The sequence below is a fragment of the Reyranella sp. GW821-FHT12G01 genome (assembly GCF_058806575.1).
The window spans coordinates 2,697,832-2,714,809 of record NZ_JBXAPV010000001.1; the positions used below are offsets into that span (position 1 = coordinate 2,697,832).

The 16,978-nt window shown below is 65.7% G+C and carries 16 protein-coding genes and 1 tRNA gene; 7 read left to right on the top strand and 10 right to left on the bottom strand.

Annotation, left to right across the window (positions count from 1 at the left end; translation table 11 throughout):
* Positions 1–2 precede the first annotated feature (2 nt).
* Together AC1RP5_RS13020 and AC1RP5_RS13025 are read right to left on the bottom strand one after the other, a co-directional pair.
* Positions 3–755: an amino acid ABC transporter ATP-binding protein gene (locus AC1RP5_RS13020; protein WP_493111110.1), complete on the bottom strand. Its 753-nt coding sequence runs from the start codon at positions 753–755 to the stop codon at positions 3–5.
* Positions 756–764: 9 nt separating this feature from the next.
* Positions 765–1,613 (bottom strand): transporter substrate-binding domain-containing protein, encoded by an 849-nt coding sequence (locus AC1RP5_RS13025; RefSeq protein WP_493111111.1) that lies wholly within the window; start codon positions 1,611–1,613, stop codon positions 765–767.
* An 87-nt stretch (positions 1,614–1,700) separates the two neighbouring features.
* Here AC1RP5_RS13025 and AC1RP5_RS13030 point away from each other — a divergent pair, with 87 nt between their 5' ends.
* Positions 1,701–2,363 carry an aspartate/glutamate racemase family protein gene (locus tag AC1RP5_RS13030; RefSeq protein ID WP_493111113.1) on the top strand — a complete coding sequence of 221 codons (663 nt, stop codon included), beginning with the start codon at positions 1,701–1,703 and terminating at the stop codon, positions 2,361–2,363.
* 67 nt (positions 2,364–2,430) lie between these two features.
* Here the strand turns inward: AC1RP5_RS13030 and AC1RP5_RS13035 are convergent, their stop codons facing one another.
* Genes AC1RP5_RS13035 through AC1RP5_RS13050 form a run of 4 tightly spaced genes read right to left on the bottom strand, consistent with a single transcriptional unit; the run spans position 2,431 to position 6,461 of the window.
* Positions 2,431–3,054 (bottom strand): flavin reductase family protein, encoded by a 624-nt coding sequence (locus AC1RP5_RS13035; RefSeq protein WP_493111114.1) that lies wholly within the window; start codon positions 3,052–3,054, stop codon positions 2,431–2,433.
* 11 nt (positions 3,055–3,065) lie between these two features.
* Positions 3,066–4,016, bottom strand: a complete 951-nt coding sequence (locus AC1RP5_RS13040; RefSeq protein WP_493111116.1) for an N-carbamoyl-D-amino-acid hydrolase — start codon at positions 4,014–4,016, stop codon at positions 3,066–3,068.
* Positions 4,017–4,029: 13 nt separating this feature from the next.
* A complete protein-coding gene (gene hydA / locus AC1RP5_RS13045; RefSeq protein WP_493111118.1) occupies positions 4,030–5,499 on the bottom strand; it encodes a dihydropyrimidinase in 1,470 nt (489 codons plus the stop codon).
* A gap of 5 nt (positions 5,500–5,504) precedes the next feature.
* A complete protein-coding gene (locus AC1RP5_RS13050) occupies positions 5,505–6,461 on the bottom strand; it encodes a dihydrodipicolinate synthase family protein (RefSeq protein ID WP_493111120.1) in 957 nt (318 codons plus the stop codon).
* 135 nt (positions 6,462–6,596) lie between these two features.
* On the opposite strand from AC1RP5_RS13050, the gene AC1RP5_RS13055 reads away from it, so the two are divergent.
* The 6 genes from AC1RP5_RS13055 (at position 6,597) to AC1RP5_RS13080 (ending at position 13,682) form a co-directional block, all read left to right on the top strand.
* Positions 6,597–7,535, top strand: coding sequence for an ABC transporter permease (locus AC1RP5_RS13055; RefSeq protein ID WP_493111121.1), 939 nt, complete (start codon positions 6,597–6,599; stop codon positions 7,533–7,535).
* The gene (locus tag AC1RP5_RS13060) at positions 7,532–8,437 is read left to right on the top strand and encodes an ABC transporter permease (RefSeq protein ID WP_493111122.1); all 906 of its coding nucleotides are present in this window, start codon (positions 7,532–7,534) and stop codon (positions 8,435–8,437) included. Before AC1RP5_RS13055 ends, AC1RP5_RS13060 begins: the two co-directional genes overlap by 4 nt.
* A gap of 25 nt (positions 8,438–8,462) precedes the next feature.
* Positions 8,463–10,040, top strand: a complete 1,578-nt coding sequence (locus tag AC1RP5_RS13065; RefSeq protein WP_493111124.1) for an ABC transporter substrate-binding protein — start codon at positions 8,463–8,465, stop codon at positions 10,038–10,040.
* 42 nt (positions 10,041–10,082) lie between these two features.
* The gene (locus AC1RP5_RS13070) at positions 10,083–11,546 is read left to right on the top strand and encodes an amidohydrolase family protein (protein WP_493111126.1); all 1,464 of its coding nucleotides are present in this window, start codon (positions 10,083–10,085) and stop codon (positions 11,544–11,546) included.
* Between the two features lie 73 nt (positions 11,547–11,619).
* Positions 11,620–12,621, top strand: coding sequence for an ABC transporter ATP-binding protein (locus AC1RP5_RS13075; RefSeq protein WP_493111128.1), 1,002 nt, complete (start codon positions 11,620–11,622; stop codon positions 12,619–12,621).
* Positions 12,618–13,682: an ABC transporter ATP-binding protein gene (locus AC1RP5_RS13080; RefSeq protein WP_493111129.1), complete on the top strand. Its 1,065-nt coding sequence runs from the start codon at positions 12,618–12,620 to the stop codon at positions 13,680–13,682. Before AC1RP5_RS13075 ends, AC1RP5_RS13080 begins: the two co-directional genes overlap by 4 nt.
* Positions 13,683–13,694: 12 nt before the next feature.
* On the opposite strand, the gene AC1RP5_RS13085 is transcribed toward AC1RP5_RS13080, so the two are convergent.
* The 4 genes from AC1RP5_RS13085 to AC1RP5_RS13100 all read right to left on the bottom strand — a co-directional run bounded on the left by AC1RP5_RS13085 (position 13,695) and on the right by AC1RP5_RS13100 (position 16,968).
* Entirely contained in the window at positions 13,695–14,438 is a 744-nt protein-coding gene (locus tag AC1RP5_RS13085; protein WP_493111131.1) for a hypothetical protein, read from the bottom strand.
* An 8-nt stretch (positions 14,439–14,446) separates the two neighbouring features.
* Positions 14,447–15,469 carry an NAD(P)/FAD-dependent oxidoreductase gene (locus AC1RP5_RS13090; RefSeq protein ID WP_493111133.1) on the bottom strand — a complete coding sequence of 341 codons (1,023 nt, stop codon included), beginning with the start codon at positions 15,467–15,469 and terminating at the stop codon, positions 14,447–14,449.
* Between the two features lie 79 nt (positions 15,470–15,548).
* Positions 15,549–15,625 (bottom strand) — tRNA-Met (locus tag AC1RP5_RS13095).
* 59 nt (positions 15,626–15,684) lie between these two features.
* The gene (locus AC1RP5_RS13100) at positions 15,685–16,968 is read right to left on the bottom strand and encodes an alkaline phosphatase family protein (protein WP_493111134.1); all 1,284 of its coding nucleotides are present in this window, start codon (positions 16,966–16,968) and stop codon (positions 15,685–15,687) included.
* Positions 16,969–16,978 lie beyond the last annotated feature (10 nt).

Below are 16,978 nucleotides of genomic sequence, written 5' to 3' on the forward strand. Positions count from 1 at the left end.
CCTCAGTGCCGCTGGATCTGGCCGATGAAGGCGCGCGTGCGTTCGTGGGACGGGTTCTCGAAGATCGCGGCGGGCGGCCCCTGCTCCACGATCAGCCCGTCGTCCATGAACACGACCCGGTCGGCGGCATTGCGCGCGAAGCCCATCTCGTGACTGACGACGATCATGGTCATGCCGCTTTCGCGCAAGCCCCGCATGACCTCCAGCACCGAGCCCACGAGCTCCGGATCGAGGGCGCTGGTCGGTTCGTCGAACAACATCACGCGCGGTTCCAGGGCGATCGAGCGCGCGATGGCGACCCGTTGCTGCTGGCCACCCGAAAGCTGGCCCGGCGTGTGATCGGCACGGTCGGCCAAGCCGACCCGCTCCAAGGCCGCACGTGCGAGCGTATCGGCTTCCGCGCGGCTCTTTCCCGCCACCTTGCGCAGCGCCAAGGTCACGTTCCCCAGCGCCGTCATGTGCGGATAGAGATTGAAGGACTGAAACACCATGCCGATGCGCCGGCGCGCATGGTTGATATCGGTCTTCGCGTCGAGCATGTCGATGCCGTCGACCAGGATCGACCCGGAGGACGGTTCCTCCAGCCGGTTGAGGCAGCGCAGCAGGGTCGACTTGCCCGAGCCGGAAGGCCCGATCACGAACACAAGCTCGCGCTCGGCCACCTTCAGATCGACACCCTTCAGGACGTGAAGGGTGCCGAAATGCTTGTGGATCGCGCGTGCGTCGACAATCGCAGACGAAGTGGACGAAGCCATTCGCTCAGGTCAGTTGCACTTGAGTTCGTGCGGCGTCGGATCGTAGCCCGGCATGCCCGGGACGCCGTATCCTGGAGTCACGACCACCGCGAGGTCGTCGGCAGCCGGCTTCTTGCCGAACCACTTCTCATAGAACTTGGCCATCGTGCCGTCCTTCTTCATGCAGTCGAGCGCATCCTGCAGCTCGGCACGAAGCTCGGGCTTGTCCTTCGGCACGGGCGCCGCCCAATGGGCGCGCGATTCCGCGAGCTCGAGATCGGCGATGAACTGCGGGTTCTTCGACGCGGCGTAGACGATGGTGGTGTTGCCGCCGAGCGTCGCATAGGCGCGGCCGGACAGCACCGCCTGCGTGGCGTCGGGCTGCGTGTCATAGACCTGCACGGTGAAACCGTTCTTCTCGGCTTCAGCCTTGGCCGTCGTTTCGTAAGGTGTGCCCTTGTTGACGGCGACCGCCTTGCCCTTGAGGTCGGCCCAGCTCTTGATCGGCGCGCTGCCCTTCTTGATACCGAACTGATAGGCGGTCCACAGGTAGCCGGCTGTGAACAGCATGTTCTCGGCGCGCTCCTTGGTCACCGTGGTCGGCGCGGCGATGAAGTCGTAGCGGCCGGACTGCATGCCCGGGATCAGGGTCGAGAAGCTCACGGCATCGATCGTGATGTCGCGCTTCATGCGCTTCGCGGCCTCGGTGAAGACGTCGATCTGGAAGCCCTCGACGCCACCGCCGAGTTTCGGCATGGCGTGCGGCGCAAAGGTGCCGTCGACACCGGTGCGCAGCGGCGGCTTCTTGTCCTGGGCAAGCGCGGGGCTCGCGCACACGAGCGCCGCGACGGCGAGTGCGACCAAGCGACGATGCATCATTTCAGTGGCTTCCTTCCCATAAAATCCCCAGGCCGCGACGTTAGATCAGGCATTGTTGAATAGCAATTTAGGGGCCATCCTTGGCCCATGCCCGACCGCATCCTCGTCATAAATCCGAATTCCACCGAAGCCGTCACGCGCGGCATCGACGTCGCCATGGAACCGCTGCGCATGGCCGGTGGTCCTGCCATCGAATGCATCACCTTGAAGGAAGGCCCGCCGGGCATCGAGAACCAGGGCCATGTCGAGCAGGTCGTCGGGCCGATCGGCGCCATGGTGAAGAAGCGCGACAACGACTGCTCGGCCTTCGTCATCGCCTGCTATTCCGATCCCGGCCTGCATGCCGCGCGCGAACTCACGACCAAGCCGGTGCTCGGCATTGCGGAGTGCGGCATCCTGACCGCGCTGATGCTCGGCCAGCGCTTCGGCGTGATCTCGATCCTGAAGAAGTCGATCCCTCGCCACCTGCGCTATGTCGGGCAGATGGGCCTCAACGACCGCATGGCCGGCGATCGTGCGATCGGCCTCGGCGTCGTGGAACTCGCCGACGAAGCCCGCACCTTCAGCCGCATGGCCGAGGTCGCCGCCGAACTGCGCGACGAGGACGGCGCCGACGTGCTGGTCATGGGCTGCGCAGGCATGGCCCGCTACCGCGACCGCCTGCAGCGCCATGTCGGCCTGCCCGTCGTCGAGCCGAGCCAGGCTGCTGTCTCGATGGCGATCGGGCGGTCCCGACTGAACTGGTCTTAACGGACCGCGGGCCTCCAGGCCCGCTCGGATTCATGAGCGGGCCTCGAGGCCCGCGGTCCGAAGAACCCTACTCCGCTGCCGCTTTCACGACCGGCGCAGCGGGGAAATCCATACGCTCGTTGGTGAGACAATAGCGGTCCGCGAACATGCGGCCGACCGGACGGTACTTGTCCATGTGGACGCGCTTGGCCGCGTCGTCCCACAGCTCGTCGCGAATGTGGAAGCGCAGCCCTTCGCCGATCACGAGCTGGCGGTCGTCCTTCACGTTGATGACCTGCCAGGTCTTGCACTCCATCGACCAGGGCGCATCGGCGAGACGCGGCGTCTTGATGTCGACCGAAGGAGCGAGCTTCAGGCCGAGATAGTCGGGCTCGCCGACATTGGGCGGAAAATCGCCGCTGGAATCGTGCATGACGCGGGCCAGCGGCTCGTCGGTCAGGTTGATCACGAACTCGTTCGTGCGCTGGATGTTCGTCCAGGTGTCCTTGAGACGTCCGTCCGGCCGCTTGTTGATCGCGAACATGCAGAGCGGCGGGTCTTCGGCGAAGACGTTGAAGAAGCTGAACGGCGCGGCATTGACCACGCCGGTCGGGCCGAGCGTGGTCACCCAGGCGATCGGACGCGGCAGCACGAAGGCGGTCAGGACCTTGTAGCGCTCGTGCGGCGTCAGGTCGTTGGAGGCGTATTGCATCTCGGGATTCCTCAGTTCGACGGTTCGACTTTGACGCCGGTGCGCTCGCTGATGAGCTTGTAATGCTCCGGCCGGCGATGCTTGGCGAAATTGAACGTGGTGTTACGGATGTACTCGCCGAGGCCGAGATCGCAATCGTAGGAGATGACCTCGTCCTCCTCTGTCGTGCCCTTGGCGACGATCTCGCCGGTCGGCGCGACGATCACCGAGCCGCCATGCAGCCAGAACCCGTCTTCCTTGCCGGCCTTGGCCGTGGCAACGACCCAGATGCCGTTCTGGTAGGCAGCCGCCTGCAACGACAGCATGTGATGGAACACGCGCAGGTACGGCGGCTCGTGCGGCGCATAGACGTTGTCGCTCGGCGTGTTGTAGCCCAGCACCACCATCTCGGCGCCCTTCAGCGCCATGACGCGGAAGGTTTCGGGCCAGCGGCGGTCGTTACAGATGCACTGGCCGACGATCACCTCGTCCTTGAACATCTTCCAGACGTTGAAGCCGAGATTGCCGACCTCGAAATACTTCTTCTCGAGATGCTGGTACGGCACGGTCGGCCGATGCTCGTCATGACCGGGCAGATGGACCTTGCGGTACTTGCCGATCAGCCGCCCATCCGGTCCCACAAGGATCGACGTGTTGAAGTGATGCGTCGAGCCTTCCTCCTCGGTGCGCTCGGCATAGCCCAGGTAGAAGCCAATCCCCTTCTCCCGCGCCAGCTCGAACAGCGGCAGCGTCTCGGGGCTCGGCATCTGGCTCTCGAAGTACTTCTCGACCTCGTTGGGATCTTCCATCCAGTAACGCGGAAAGAAGGTCGTCAGCGCCAGCTCGGGAAACACGATGAACTTGGAGCCGCGGCTGTCGGCTTCCTTCAGCATCTCGATCATGCGCTTGACCACGCTCGCGCGGCTATCGGCGAGATTGATCGGACCCAACTGGGCGGACGAGACTTTCAGACGGCGGGACACTTGCTTCTCTCCTCTAGAACAGCGGCTTCAGGCCGAAGCGCGACATGGCTTGCAGTTCGGGCGCGTTCTGGCCGATGGGCTTCGATGAATCGGGCGAGGCGCAGGGCAGGAACTGGCCCGAGCCGCGCTCGGCGTTGAGCTTGCCGTCCTCGACCACGACCCTGCCGCGGCTCACGACGGTGATCGGCCAGCCCTTGATCTGGCGGCCCTCGTAGGGCGTGTAGCCGACATTGTCGTGCAGGTCCTTCCAGGTGACTGTCACGTCCTTGTCGGCATCCCAGATCGCGAAATCAGCATCGGAGCCGACCGCGATCGTGCCCTTGCGGGGATAGAGGCCGTAGAGCTTGGCATGGTTGGCCGAGGTCAGCGCCACGAACTGTTGAAGCGTGATGCGGCCCTTCTGGACACCTTCGGAGAACAGCATCGGCAGCCGGATCTCGATACCGGGCACGCCGTTGGCCATCTCCTTGAAGGTCGTCTTGTCGCCCTTGGGGATCTTGCCGCCGGCATTGAACTGGTAGGGTGCATGATCGGACGAGAAGGTCTGGAATGTGCCGTCCTTCAGCGCCGCCCACACCGCTTCCTGCGCCGCCGAATCGCGCGGCGGCGGGCTGCAGCACCACATGGCCCCCTCGACACCGGGCTTGTCCATGTCGTCGGCGGTGAGCGCGATGTATTGCGGGCAGGTCTCGCCGAAGATTTTTAGCCCCTTCTTCTGTGCCTGGCGCAGCGTCTCGATCGCTTCGATCTCGGACATGTGGACCAGCAGCAGCGGCGCATCGACCAGTCGCGCCAGCGAGATCGCGCGGTTGGTGGCCTCGGCCTCGGCGATGCGGGCATGGGCGATCGCGTGGAACTTCGGCGCGCCGTGGCCCTGCTCGACAAGGTGATGCGCCAGCCACTGGATGATGTCGTGGTTCTCGGCATGGACCATGACCAGTGCGCCGTCGCGGCGTGCCACGGAAAGGATGTCGAGGATCTGGTAGTCGCTGACCTTCATCGCGTCGTAGGTCATGTAGATCTTGAACGAGGTGTAGCCGTCCTTGATCAGCGCCGGCAGTTCCTGTCCCAGCGCCTGCGGCGTCGGATCGGTGACGATCAGGTGGAAGGCGTAGTCGATCACCGCCTTCGGCGTCGCCGCTTCGTGATAATCGTTCACCACTTGCCGTAGCGACATGCCGCGATGCTGGGCAGCGAAGGGAATGACGGTGGTGGTGCCGCCGAAGGCGGCCGAGACGGTGCCGGTATAGAAATCGTCGGCACACATCACGCCCATGCCCGACTTCTGCTCGATGTGGCAGTGGCTGTCGACGCCACCCGGCAGCACGAACTTGCCGCCGGCATCAATCTCGCGCGCGCCCTTGCCCTTGAGATCGGGCCCGATCTCGACGACCTGACCGTCTTTGACGGCGATGTCGCCCTCGGTCTGGCGCTCGGCCGTGACGATGCGGGCGTTGCGAACGATCAAATCATACTCAGCCATGTTCCCTACTCCGCCGCCTTACGCCCACGGCCCGCTGCCGCAAGCCGACGCTCCAGGCGCGCGATCATTCCATCGAGTTCGGTCTTGTCAGCCGCCGTCAGCGACGAGCCCGGCGCGCGCTGCTTGGGGCTCTTGATGGCGCCGCGACGGAACAGCACTTCCTTGCGCAGCGCCAGGCCGATCGCCGGCTGCACCTCGTGCCGCACCAGCGGCAGATAGATGTCGAACAGATCCTCCGCTTCCTCGGCCTTGCCCTTGGCAAACAGCTCGTAGACCTCGACCAGCATCTCGGGCCAGGCGAAGCCGGTCATCGCGCCGTCGGCGCCACGGCGCATCTCCTGCGGATAGTAGATGCCGCCATTGCCGACCAGGATCGAGACGCGGCGACGGCCGAGTTTCTTCTCGCCCTCGCGCACCTTCGTGAGCTTGGCGAGGCCCGGCGCATCCTCATGCTTCAACATGACGAGCTGCTTGAAGTCGTCGACCAGTCGCTCGAACACGTTGACCGGCAGATAGACGCCGGTGGTCTGCGGGTAGTCCTGATAGACGACCGGAATGTCCGGCCCCAGCGCCTGGAAGACCTGCGCATAGTAATTGTAGATGCCGTCGTCGCCCTTGAGGCCCGGCGGCGGCGCAACCATCACGCCCGAGGCGCCGGCGATCATCGCCTCGTGCGACAGGCGCCGCACATTCTCAAGGCCGGCGTGGCTCACGCCAACGATTACCTGCCGGCCCTGCGCACGGCCGATCACGCGATTGACCACGGAGAGCGATTCGTCGGCCGTAAGCTTGTGCGCCTCGCCCATCATTCCGAGCAGGGTGAAACCATGTACGCCACAACCCAAATAAAAATCGGTCAACGTGTCGACGCTCTGCAGGTCGACCGCACCCTCGTCGGTGAAGGGCGTCGCAGCGATGATATAGACGCCTTTTGCCTGCTCGTTCAGCTTGCCTGATGACATCGTCGACGCTCCCCGGCGCGGTTCTTGCAACGTCTTAGCATGACGTTGCAGCGATCATGCCAGCCACCGGGCGCTTGTCGAGCGCCGCGGCGTCGGCCAGTGTTCTTACCCGAAGAGGGGCAGGTTTCGAAATAAATGGCGCGTCATATCGCCCATCGATTGATGATTTCTCTCCCGGTGTTGCTGGGGGTGCTGCTCATCGGCTTCCTGTTGCTGCAGGTCGTGCCTACCGATCCGGCAACCGTCGTGGCCGGCCCGACCGCGACGAAGGCGGAAGTCGATGCGATCCGCAACGACCTCGGCCTCAACCAGCCGCTGTGGGTCCAGTTCGGCCGTTATCTTGGCCGCGTCTTCCAGCTCGATCTCGGCCGCTCGATGATTTCCAATCGCGCCGTCGTCGACGAGATCGCCCTCACCCTCTGGCCGACCATCGAGCTGATGCTGGCCTGCCTGATCTGGGCGGTACCGCTCGGCATCACCCTGGGCACTCTGGCTGCCCGTCGTCGCGGCACGGTGATCGACCGTGCCATCATGGCGCTATCGGTAATGGGTGTGTCGGTGCCGGTCTTCTGGGTCGGGCTGCTGCTGATCCAGTATGTCGGCGGCGCCGGGCTGCTGCCCTTCCAGGGACGCAACGGGCCGATCTGGACGCTCGACGGCTTCCTCAGCATCATCCTGCCGGCGGTCACCCTGGGCGCCGTCTTCGTGGGCCCCGTGGCACGCATGACGCGCACGTCATTGCTCGAAACGCTGGGCGCCGACTACGTGCGCACCGCCCGCGCCAAGGGTGCTTCGGATTGGCGCGTCACCGTGCGCCACGCGCTGCGCAACGCCATGATCCCCGTCGTAACCCTGGTCGGCCTGCAGATCGGCTTCCTGCTGGGTGGCTCGATCGTCACCGAAACGATGTTTGCCTGGCCGGGCGTCGGCCGCATGGCCGTGGGCGCGATCACCTCGAGCGATCTTCCGCTCGCGCAGGGCGCGATCCTGATCCTTGCCGTAGGCTTCATGGTCATCAATCTCGCCGTCGACGTGCTCTACGCCTATCTCGACCCCCGGATCGCCCGCGGATGACCGACGCCGCCCTTCCCCTGCAGAGCCAGGCTGACCAGCGCGCCATCGCCGCGATCCGGCGCAAGAACGCCATCTGGCGACGCATCCTGCGCGATCCGCCCGCGGCAGCGGCGGCCATCTTCCTCATCCTGGTCGTCGGCGCCGCGATCCTCGCGCCGTGGATCGCACCGTTCGATCCCTACGCCTCCAACATGCGGATGCGCCTCTGCCCGATCGGCGGTGCACGCTGCCCCGACTTCCTGCTGGGTGCCGACAACCAGGGCCGCGACATGCTGAGCCGCATCCTGTTCGGCCTGCGCGCCACTTTGGGGATCGGCATCATCGCCGTGGTGATCGGTGGCGGCCTCGGCGCGCTGATCGGCCTGTGCGCGGCCTATTTCAAGCGCCTCGACCAGCCGCTGATGCGTCTGGTCGACGTGCTTCTCTCCTTCCCGTCGATCCTGTTCGGCCTCGCCATCGCCGCCGTGCTCGGTACCGGCCTATTCTCGCTGGTCGTGGCGCTCAGCATTGCGTCGATCCCGTCGATCGCGCGCATCGCCCGAGGAGCGGCGCAATCGATCATGCAGCAGGAGTACATGGAGGCCGGCCGCGCCGTGGGTCTCGGCGACGGCGCGTTGATCTGGCGCTACCTTGCGCTGAACTGCTGGCCCACCATTCTGATCTACATGACCCTCCAGCTCGGCCAGGCGATCCTGCTGGGCGCCGCCCTCTCGTTCCTGGGCCTTGGCGCGCAACCGCCGACGGCGGAGCTGGGCAGCATGGCCGCCGACGGCCGCAAGTTCCTGTCGATCGCGCCGCAGGTCTCGACCTTGCCGTGCGCGGCGATCTTCCTGGTGGTTCTCGCATTCAATGTCCTGGGCGACGCCCTGCGCGACGCGCTCGATCCGAAGTTGAGGCAATAAACTTGAGACGACAGGAGGTGTGGGCATGAGCAAGTTGACGTGGGCGGCACTGACCGCCGTGGCCGTGGTCGGCGCCGTTGCGCCGGCGATGGCGCAGCAGAAGACCGTGACGGTGGTGCGCGAGATCGACACCGATCGCTACGATCCGCACAAGTCGACCTCCCGGTCGGGTGCCGAAGTCATCTACATGATGGGTGACACGATGGTGAACCTCGATTTCGACATGAAGACGCTGAAGCCGGGCCTCGCCACGAGCTGGACGGTATCGCCGGACGGTCTCACCTACACCTTCAAGATCCGCGACGACGTCACCTTCTGCAGCGGCAAGAAGATGACGGCGAAGGACGTGGTCGCCACCTACGAGCGCTGGCTCGATCCCGAGACCAAGGGCCTCGTGAAGTGGCGCATGGGCGACGTCGACAAGATCACCGCGCCCGACGATGTCACGGTCGAGTACAAGCTCAAGAAACCGTTCTCCGAGCTGCTCTACCAGATGACGCAGTACTTCCACACGATTCTGAACGTCGAGCAGGCCAAGCAGCTCGGCGCCGATTTCGGCGTGAAGGGCTTCGACGGTACCGGCCCCTACTGTTTCGAGAGCTGGACGCCGCGCGATTCGACGGTGCTGGCCAAGCACAAGGGCTACAAGTGGGGTCCGCCGATCTACGACTACACCGAGGCGCAGGTCGACAAGGTGATCTGGAAGATCGTGCCCGAGGAGAACACGCGCGTCACCGCGCTGCAGGCCGCCCAGGCCGACGTCAGCCAGTACGTGCCCTACTGGTCGATCAAGGAACTACAGGCGAACAAGAACCTCTCGGTGACCAAGGCCGAGAACTTCTTCTGGACCTACTTCATCGGCTTCAAGGTCGACAAGGAACTGGTGAACGACGTGCGCGTGCGCCAGGCGATGAATCTCGCCGTCGACCAGAAGGCGATCACCGAGGCCGTGACCTTCGGCTTCGCCGATCCCGCCTCGACGATGCTGATGCCGAGCGTTCTCGACTTCAACGGCAAGCTCAACAAGGCCGCCTACGGCGAGAACATCAAGGAAGCCGAGCGGCTGCTCGACGAAGCTGGCTGGAAGAAAGGTCCCGACGGCTTCCGCTACAAGGATGGCAAGAAGCTGGCGCCGCTGATCTACGGCATTTCCGGCGCCTTCAAGGAGATCGCCGAGGCCGTGCAAGGCGACCTGCGCAAGGTCGGCATCGACCTGCAGATCCAGCTGTTCGATGCGACGGTCGCCTGGGGCAAGCTCGCCACGCAGGAGTTCGACGCCTTCGGCATGAGCTTCCCCTATGTCAGCGCCGGCGACGCGCTCAACCTTTACTTCCGCTCCACCAATGCGCCGACGCCGAACCGCATGAACTGGAAGGACAAGGAAACGGACGAGCTGCTCGACAAGGGCTCGACCGCGACCGACGAGGCGACGCGTACGGCCTCCTACCAGGCGGTGCAGCAGAAGGTGCACGACGCCTTCGTCTGGATCCCGCTGTTCCACGAGCCGCTGTTCGTGGTGGCCGGCCCCAAGCTGAAGCCCATCAAGGCTCACGGCAACTATGGATGCGGCCTCTATAAGGGCCTCGGCATCGCCTACAAGTAATCAAGCAGCAAGCAGACAGCCAGCAAGCGGAGCGAAACGTTCATGAAGACGACCAAGATCGCCGGCCTCGACCATGTGGTTGGTTGGGACGAGGCCGAAGGGCGACACGTCTATCTCGAAAATGCCGATCTCGTGTTCAAGGGCAACGAGATCGCCCATGTCGGGCCGGGCTACACGGGCCCGGTCGATACGGTCATCGACGGCAAGGGGATGATGGCCATCCCCGGCCTCGTCAACGTCCACAGCCACCCGTTCTCGGAGCCCGCCAACAAGGGCCTCACCGAGGAGTATGGCAGCGACAAGCTGGGACAGAGCTCGCTCTACGAATACCTGACGGTGTTCGGCCTCAATCCCGAGGACGCCGGTCCCTCGTCCAAGGTCGCGGTGTCGGAGCTGCTGAAGAGCGGCGTGACGACCATCACCGATCTTTCAATGGCACGCCCCGGCTGGGCCGACGACCTCGCCTCCACCGGCATTCGCGCCGTCGTCTGCCCGATGATGCGCCAGGGTGTCTGGTACACCAAGAACGGGCACACGGTTGAATATGCCTGGGACGAGAAGGCCGGCGAGAAAGCCTTCGAAGCCTCGATGGCGACGCTCGACGAAGCCGCGAAGCATCCGAGTGGCCGCCTCTCCGGCATGGTCGGCCCGGCACAGATCGACACCTGCCGCGAAGGCTTCTTCAAGGAAGCGCTGCAGGAAGCCAAGCGCCGTGGCCTGCCGATGCAGACCCATGCCTGCCAGGCCGTCGTCGAGTTCCACGAGATGGTGCACCGCCACGGCAAGACACCGATCGAATGGCTCGATTCGATCGGCGTGCTGGGGCCCGATCTCATCATCGGCCACGGCATCTTCCTGAACGACCATCCCCAGATCCACTATCCGCACGCCAACGACTTCGAACGGCTGCGCGATTCCGGCGCCTCGGTGGCCCATTGCCCAACCGTCTTCGCGCGGCGCGGCATGGTGATGAACTCGATCGGCCGCTACATGGATGCGGGCATCACGGTCGGCATCGGCACCGACACCTTCCCGCACAACATGCTCGATGAGATCCGGCTGGTCTGTTACCTCGCCCGCGTCTTCACCATGAACTACAAGATGGGCACGACGCGGCACGCCTTCGAGGCGGCCACGATCGGCGGCGCCAAGATGCTGCGCCGGCCCGATCTCGGACGGCTGGCGCCGGGCTGCAAGGCCGACTTCTCGCTGGTCGACATGAGCCATCCCTATATGCAGCCGGCCCATGAGCCGGTGCGCAGCCTGATTTACTCGGCGAGCGACCGCGCGATCCGTCACGTCTATGTCGATGGCACGCAGGTCGTGAAGGACGGCAAGGTCCTGACCGTCGATGTCGAGGCGGCGACCGCCGGCCTGGTCGAGGGCCAGCGCAAGCGGCTCGAGACGGTGAGCCAGCGCGACTGGGCCGGCCGCAACGCCGATCAGCTGGCCCCGCCGGTCTACGGCACGCGCGATCGCCTGCCGCAATCGCGGCCGGTGACTTGATGAGCGTCATGACGGACCGCGGGCCTCCAGGCCCGCCTCATGATCTTGAGCGGGCCTGGAGGCCCGCGGTCCGATGACGACTCCCCTCCTCGACGTAAAAGGCCTGCGGACGGAGTTCCGTACCGGCGGCAGCACGTTCGCGGCCGTCGACGGCATCAGCTTCTCGCTCGCGCCGGGCGAGACGCTGGGGATCGTGGGCGAGTCGGGCTGCGGCAAGTCGGTGACGTCGCTCTCGATTATGCGACTGGTGCCCAACCCGCCGGGCAAGATCACGGCGGGCGAGATCAGGCTTGAGGGCCGCAATCTCCTCGAGCTGCCGGAAAGCGAGATGCGCGCCGTGCGCGGTGACGACATCGCGATGATCTTCCAGGAGCCGATGACCAGCCTCAACCCGGTGCAGACCGTGGGCGAGCAGATCGTCGAGGCGGTCCAGCTCCATCGCACGCTCTCGACGGCGGAGGCCCGCGCCCGCGCGCTGGAGATGCTACGGCTGGTGAAGATCCCCTCGCCCGAGACGCGACTCGACGAATATCCGCACCAGCTTTCCGGCGGCATGCGCCAGCGCGTGATGATCGCCATGGCGCTGGCCTGCGACCCCAAGCTGCTGATCGCCGACGAACCCACGACGGCGCTCGACGTCACCATCCAGGCGCAGATCCTCGACCTGCTGCGCGACCTGCGCGAGCGCACGGGCGCTGCGATCATGCTAATCACGCACGATCTCGGCGTGGTGGCCGAACTCGCCCATCGCGTGATCGTCATGTATGCCGGCCGCATCGTCGAGGAAGCGCCGGTCGGCCTGCTGTTCTCTGATCCTCAGCATCCCTATACGCTCGGCCTCCTGGGCTCGATCCCACGGCTGGGCAGCGACGGCGACGAGCGTCTCACCGCGATCGAAGGCGTGGTACCAAACCCCTACGCACTGCCGCCCGGCTGCCGCTTCAGCCCGCGCTGCGCCCTCGCCGACGCGCGGTGCAAAGAGGAGCAGCCGACCCTGCGCGAGATCGCGCCTGGCCATCGCGCCGCCTGCTGGAAGGCGCCGCTCGACCTCGTCCTGGCCGAGGCCGCCGAATGACTACCGAGCCCCTGCTTTCCGTCACCGGCCTCACCAAGCATTTCCCGGTGAAGCGCGGCATCGTCTTCCAGAGCGCGGTCGGCACCGTGCGCGCCGTCGATGGTCTCACCTTCGATGTGGCGCCCGGCGAGACGCTGGCGCTGGTCGGCGAATCGGGCTGCGGCAAGTCGACGACAGGCCGGCTGGTCCTGCGTCTCATCGAGGCCACGCAAGGCACCATCCGCTTCGCCGGCCGCGACGTGCGCACGCTCGGCCGTGGCGCGCTACGCGAATTGCGCCGCGACATGCAGATCATCTTCCAGGACCCCTATGCCTCACTGAACCCGCGCCTCACCGTGGGCGAGACGCTGGCCGAGCCGCTCAAGCTGCATGGGCTTGCGTCGGGCGCGGCGCTGCGCAAGCGCATCGACGAGCTTTTGAGCGAAGTCGGCCTCTCGGCCTGGCACGCGCTGCGTTACCCGCATGAATTCTCAGGCGGCCAACGCCAGCGCATCGGCATCGCCCGGGCACTTGCCTCGCAGCCCAAGCTGATCGTCTGCGACGAGCCGGTGTCGGCACTCGACGTGTCGATCCAGGCGCAAGTCATCAACCTGCTGCAGGACCTGAAACGCAAGCTCGGCCTGTCCTACATCTTCATCGCCCACGATCTTGCCGTCGTGCGCCACATCTCCGACCGCGTCGCCGTCATGTATCTCGGCAAGATCGTCGAGCTGGCACCCAAGCGCAGTCTGTTCGAGCGGCCACGCCATCCCTACACGCAAGCCCTGCTGTCGGCCGTGCCGGTGCCCGATCCCACGGCGCAACGCGCGCGCATTCGCCTCGCCGGCGACGTGCCGAGCCCGCTCAATCCGCCCAAGGGCTGCCGTTTCCACACCCGTTGCGCCCACGCCCAGGATCGCTGCCGGATGGAGGAGCCCCTGCTGCGTCCGGTGGGATCCGAGGGACAGGTCGTGGCCTGCCACTTTGCCGAAAGCATCGTGCCGCCGGCCCTGGTGCCGGAGAACGATCCCCCTTACGCGCGCCGGCTGGCCGCGCTGCGCAAGCTCTCCGCAGCCGCATAGGACCGCGCGCGATTACTCGAGGGGAGTGACTTCCTCGACGGCAGCGTCCAGGACAAGATCGTCGGACGATCCGAGATGCCAGAGCGCGTCGACGTCAAGCGTCAGGATCGGTCGTTCCCACCATCGCTCGATGATGTCGCGCAGCGCGTCGGCTTCGGCGACGTCGAGATGGTCCGTGAGATTGTAGAGACCGACGAGATAGAGGTCCGTCTCCGGCCTGCCGAGGGTTCGCTGGATGCGGCGCAACAGATTGATCCCGTCGCGACACTCCGGATAGACGCGCAGGTAGAGGCGGCCGACATTGACGTTGCCGGAGAACAGGCCCCGCACCTCGACTTTCAGTCGCCCCAGCCCCTTCAGGGCGAGCCTGTCGCGATCCGGGAAGACATAGGGCGTGTCGCGGGACAGCGATCCGCAGATCGTCGCGTGGAGCTTCTCCCGGCGCTTCGGCAGAAGGTCCCAAGCAATCTTGTGGGCGAATGGCGCCTGCTTCAGTTCGCCTTCCAGCTCACGATAGGCGGCGGATTTCTCCAGCGCGTCAGGAGGAACCGGCAGGACCGCCGAGAACGTGCGTTCGTGTCGCCCCATCTGGTAGCCCTTTCCAGGACGGGACGGGATGACATCGGGATGCTCAGGCGCGACCAGGGGCAGATGCGCGAGGCGATAGGCCTCATCCAGCAGGAGTCTCTCGCCGCGCACGAACCTCGTCCTGCTGCGCTCGTAGCCGAGTTCGCTGTCGTGACAGAAGACGTCCACGGAAAAGCTCAGGCGTCCGGCACACCCGAGGTCGTCGAATATTCGAAATGCAGCGGCGTGCCGGGCTTGATCAGCGCATAGGCCGAACGCGCCGCGATCGCGGCCTCGGCGAACCCGGTCAGGATCAGCTTCAGCTTGCCCGGATAGGTGACGACGTCGCCCACGCCGAAGATGCCGGCCTTGTTCGTGGCGGCGGTCGCGGGATCGACCTCGATCTGGTTGCGCTCCAGCGCCAGGCCCCAGTCGGCGATCGGCCCGAGCGACATCGAGAGGCCGAAGAACGGCAGCAAGACGTCCGCTTCGATGCGCTTCGTCTCGCCTTCCAGCGTCGCGACCGTCACGGCCGTGAGCTGGCCGTTGGCGCCCTCGAGGCCGTGGAGCTGGTAGGGCACCACGAGGTCGATCTTGCCCTCCCTCGCCAGCGCCTTGAGCCGTGCTTCGCTGTCGGGCGCAGCGCGAAACCGGTCGCGGCGATGGATGACCGACACCCGCCCCGCGATCTCCGCCAGCGACAGCGCCCAATCGACGGCCGTGTCGCCGCCGCCTGCGATCACGATCCGCTTGCCGCGGAAAATCTCGCGCTGGGTCACGTAGTAGAAGACGCTCTTGCCTTCATAGGCCTCGATGCCGGGCAGCGGCGGACGGTTGGGACCGAAGGCGCCGACGCCGGCGGCGATGATCACCGCCTTGGCCTGCAGCACGGTTCCCTTGGAGGTCGTCACGCGCCAGAAGCCGCCGGTCAGCGGCTCCAGCGACTGGACCTGCTCGCCCAGGTGATAGACCGGCCGGAACGAGGCCGCCTGCGCCTTCAGCCGGACGATGAGTTCGGCCGCTTCGATGCGCGGAAAGCCCGGTATGTCGTAGATCGGTTTTTCCGGATAGAGCGCCGTGCACTGGCCGCCGGCATCGTCGAGCACGTCGACGACGTGGCAGTTGAGGCGGACCATGCCGCACTCGAACACTGAGAACAGGCCCACCGGCCCCGCCCCTATGATGATGACGTCGGTCTGCTGGGTCTGTCCGTTGGCCATGGTCACAAATTGGCGCAGTCACTGCGCAAATGAAAGCCCCCGGTCACGCCCTTCTGAGGCGCGAACCGGGGGCCAAAATTGGTAGCTGGGGGCGGACTTGAACCGCCGACCCCGGCATTATGAGTGCCGTGCTCTAACCAGCTGAGCTACCCAGCCATGGGTGGGCGCTTTTATGCGGCAGGGCCGTAATCTGTCAAGAAAAGTGGCGGCCTCGCTCAGGTCGTTATCGGCGCACCATCCATGCCGTCCACAGGCTTGCCCAGGAAGCCCAGGATTGTCGGCGCGATGTCGACCAGGCTCGTCGCACGTCCGGCCTCGCCCTGCCCGAAGTTCGGATGGATGAAAGTCAGGAATGGCCGGGTCTCGCCCGGGCCAAGCCCGCCGTGATGGCCGCAGCCGATATCCGGCGGCCCCTCCCCGTCCTCGACCAGCCAGCGCGTGCCCGGCACGCCGTAGTCATTGCGCTCATCGTGGCGCGTCGTGTCGACGGCCGCGACCAGCGCATCCGCCGTCAAACCGGTCGCTGCGAGCGCCTCGCCTGTCAGGATCGAGCCTGCCCACGGCTCCTGATCCATCTTCGGCAGCAGGCCTTCCACGGCTGCTCTCGCCGCCCCCGTCGCATAGATCAGCGCCGAGGTGCCCTGCGAAGCGACGCCGACATGGCCCTCCCTGACCTCGGCCTCGAGGCCGTTGGCGGACAACCATTTGCCGATATGGACGGAGCGACCGATGGTTTCGTGGCCATGGTCCGAGCCGACCACGAGCAGCGTGTCGAACCGGTCCTCGTGGGCCTCGATGGTCTCGATGACCTGCGCCACCAGTCCATCCGTGACTTCCAGGGCACGGATATGCTCGGGCGAACCCAGCGGATCGTGATGCAGGGTGAGATCGGGATTGGCGAGCCACAGGATGGCCAGCCTGAAATCCGCCGACGGGACGACCTCTTCGCAGAAGCGCCGGGTCATCTCGATGTCGCCGTCGAGATCGTGGCTCACGTCGAGATGGGCGGCGCCCGTCAACGGCGCGCCGCCAGCGCCGAAGGACCCGGCGCGATGAAGGACCGTCCCGAAATGATCGGGGTCGAGGAAATAGGCCGCGCCCGGCGAGACATTCGAATAGGCGACCTGCCCGCCCGACGACGCCAGCCGCTCGGCCATCGTCGGGACCCGCAAGGTTCGGCCGGTCACGCGGCGCATGGTCTGCCGGAAGGACGGCGCGCCGACATTGTGGACGACGACCTTTCCATCCTCGACCAGCGCCATCTGGTTGCCTTCGAGGCCGTGGCGGCCGGGAAAGCAGCCCGTCGCGATCGAGGCCGCAGAGACACGCGTGACCGAGGGGAACACGGCGCGATGGTCGTTGGCGCGGCGATGACGGGCCAGCAGGCGCGCTAGGGTCGGCGTGCGGGCCTCGCTGATCCATTCGGCGCCGAGGCCATCGCACACGATCAGGATCGCCCTTTGGGGCCGGGAACCGTTCATGAGGCCATGATAGACCATGCCCGCCCTC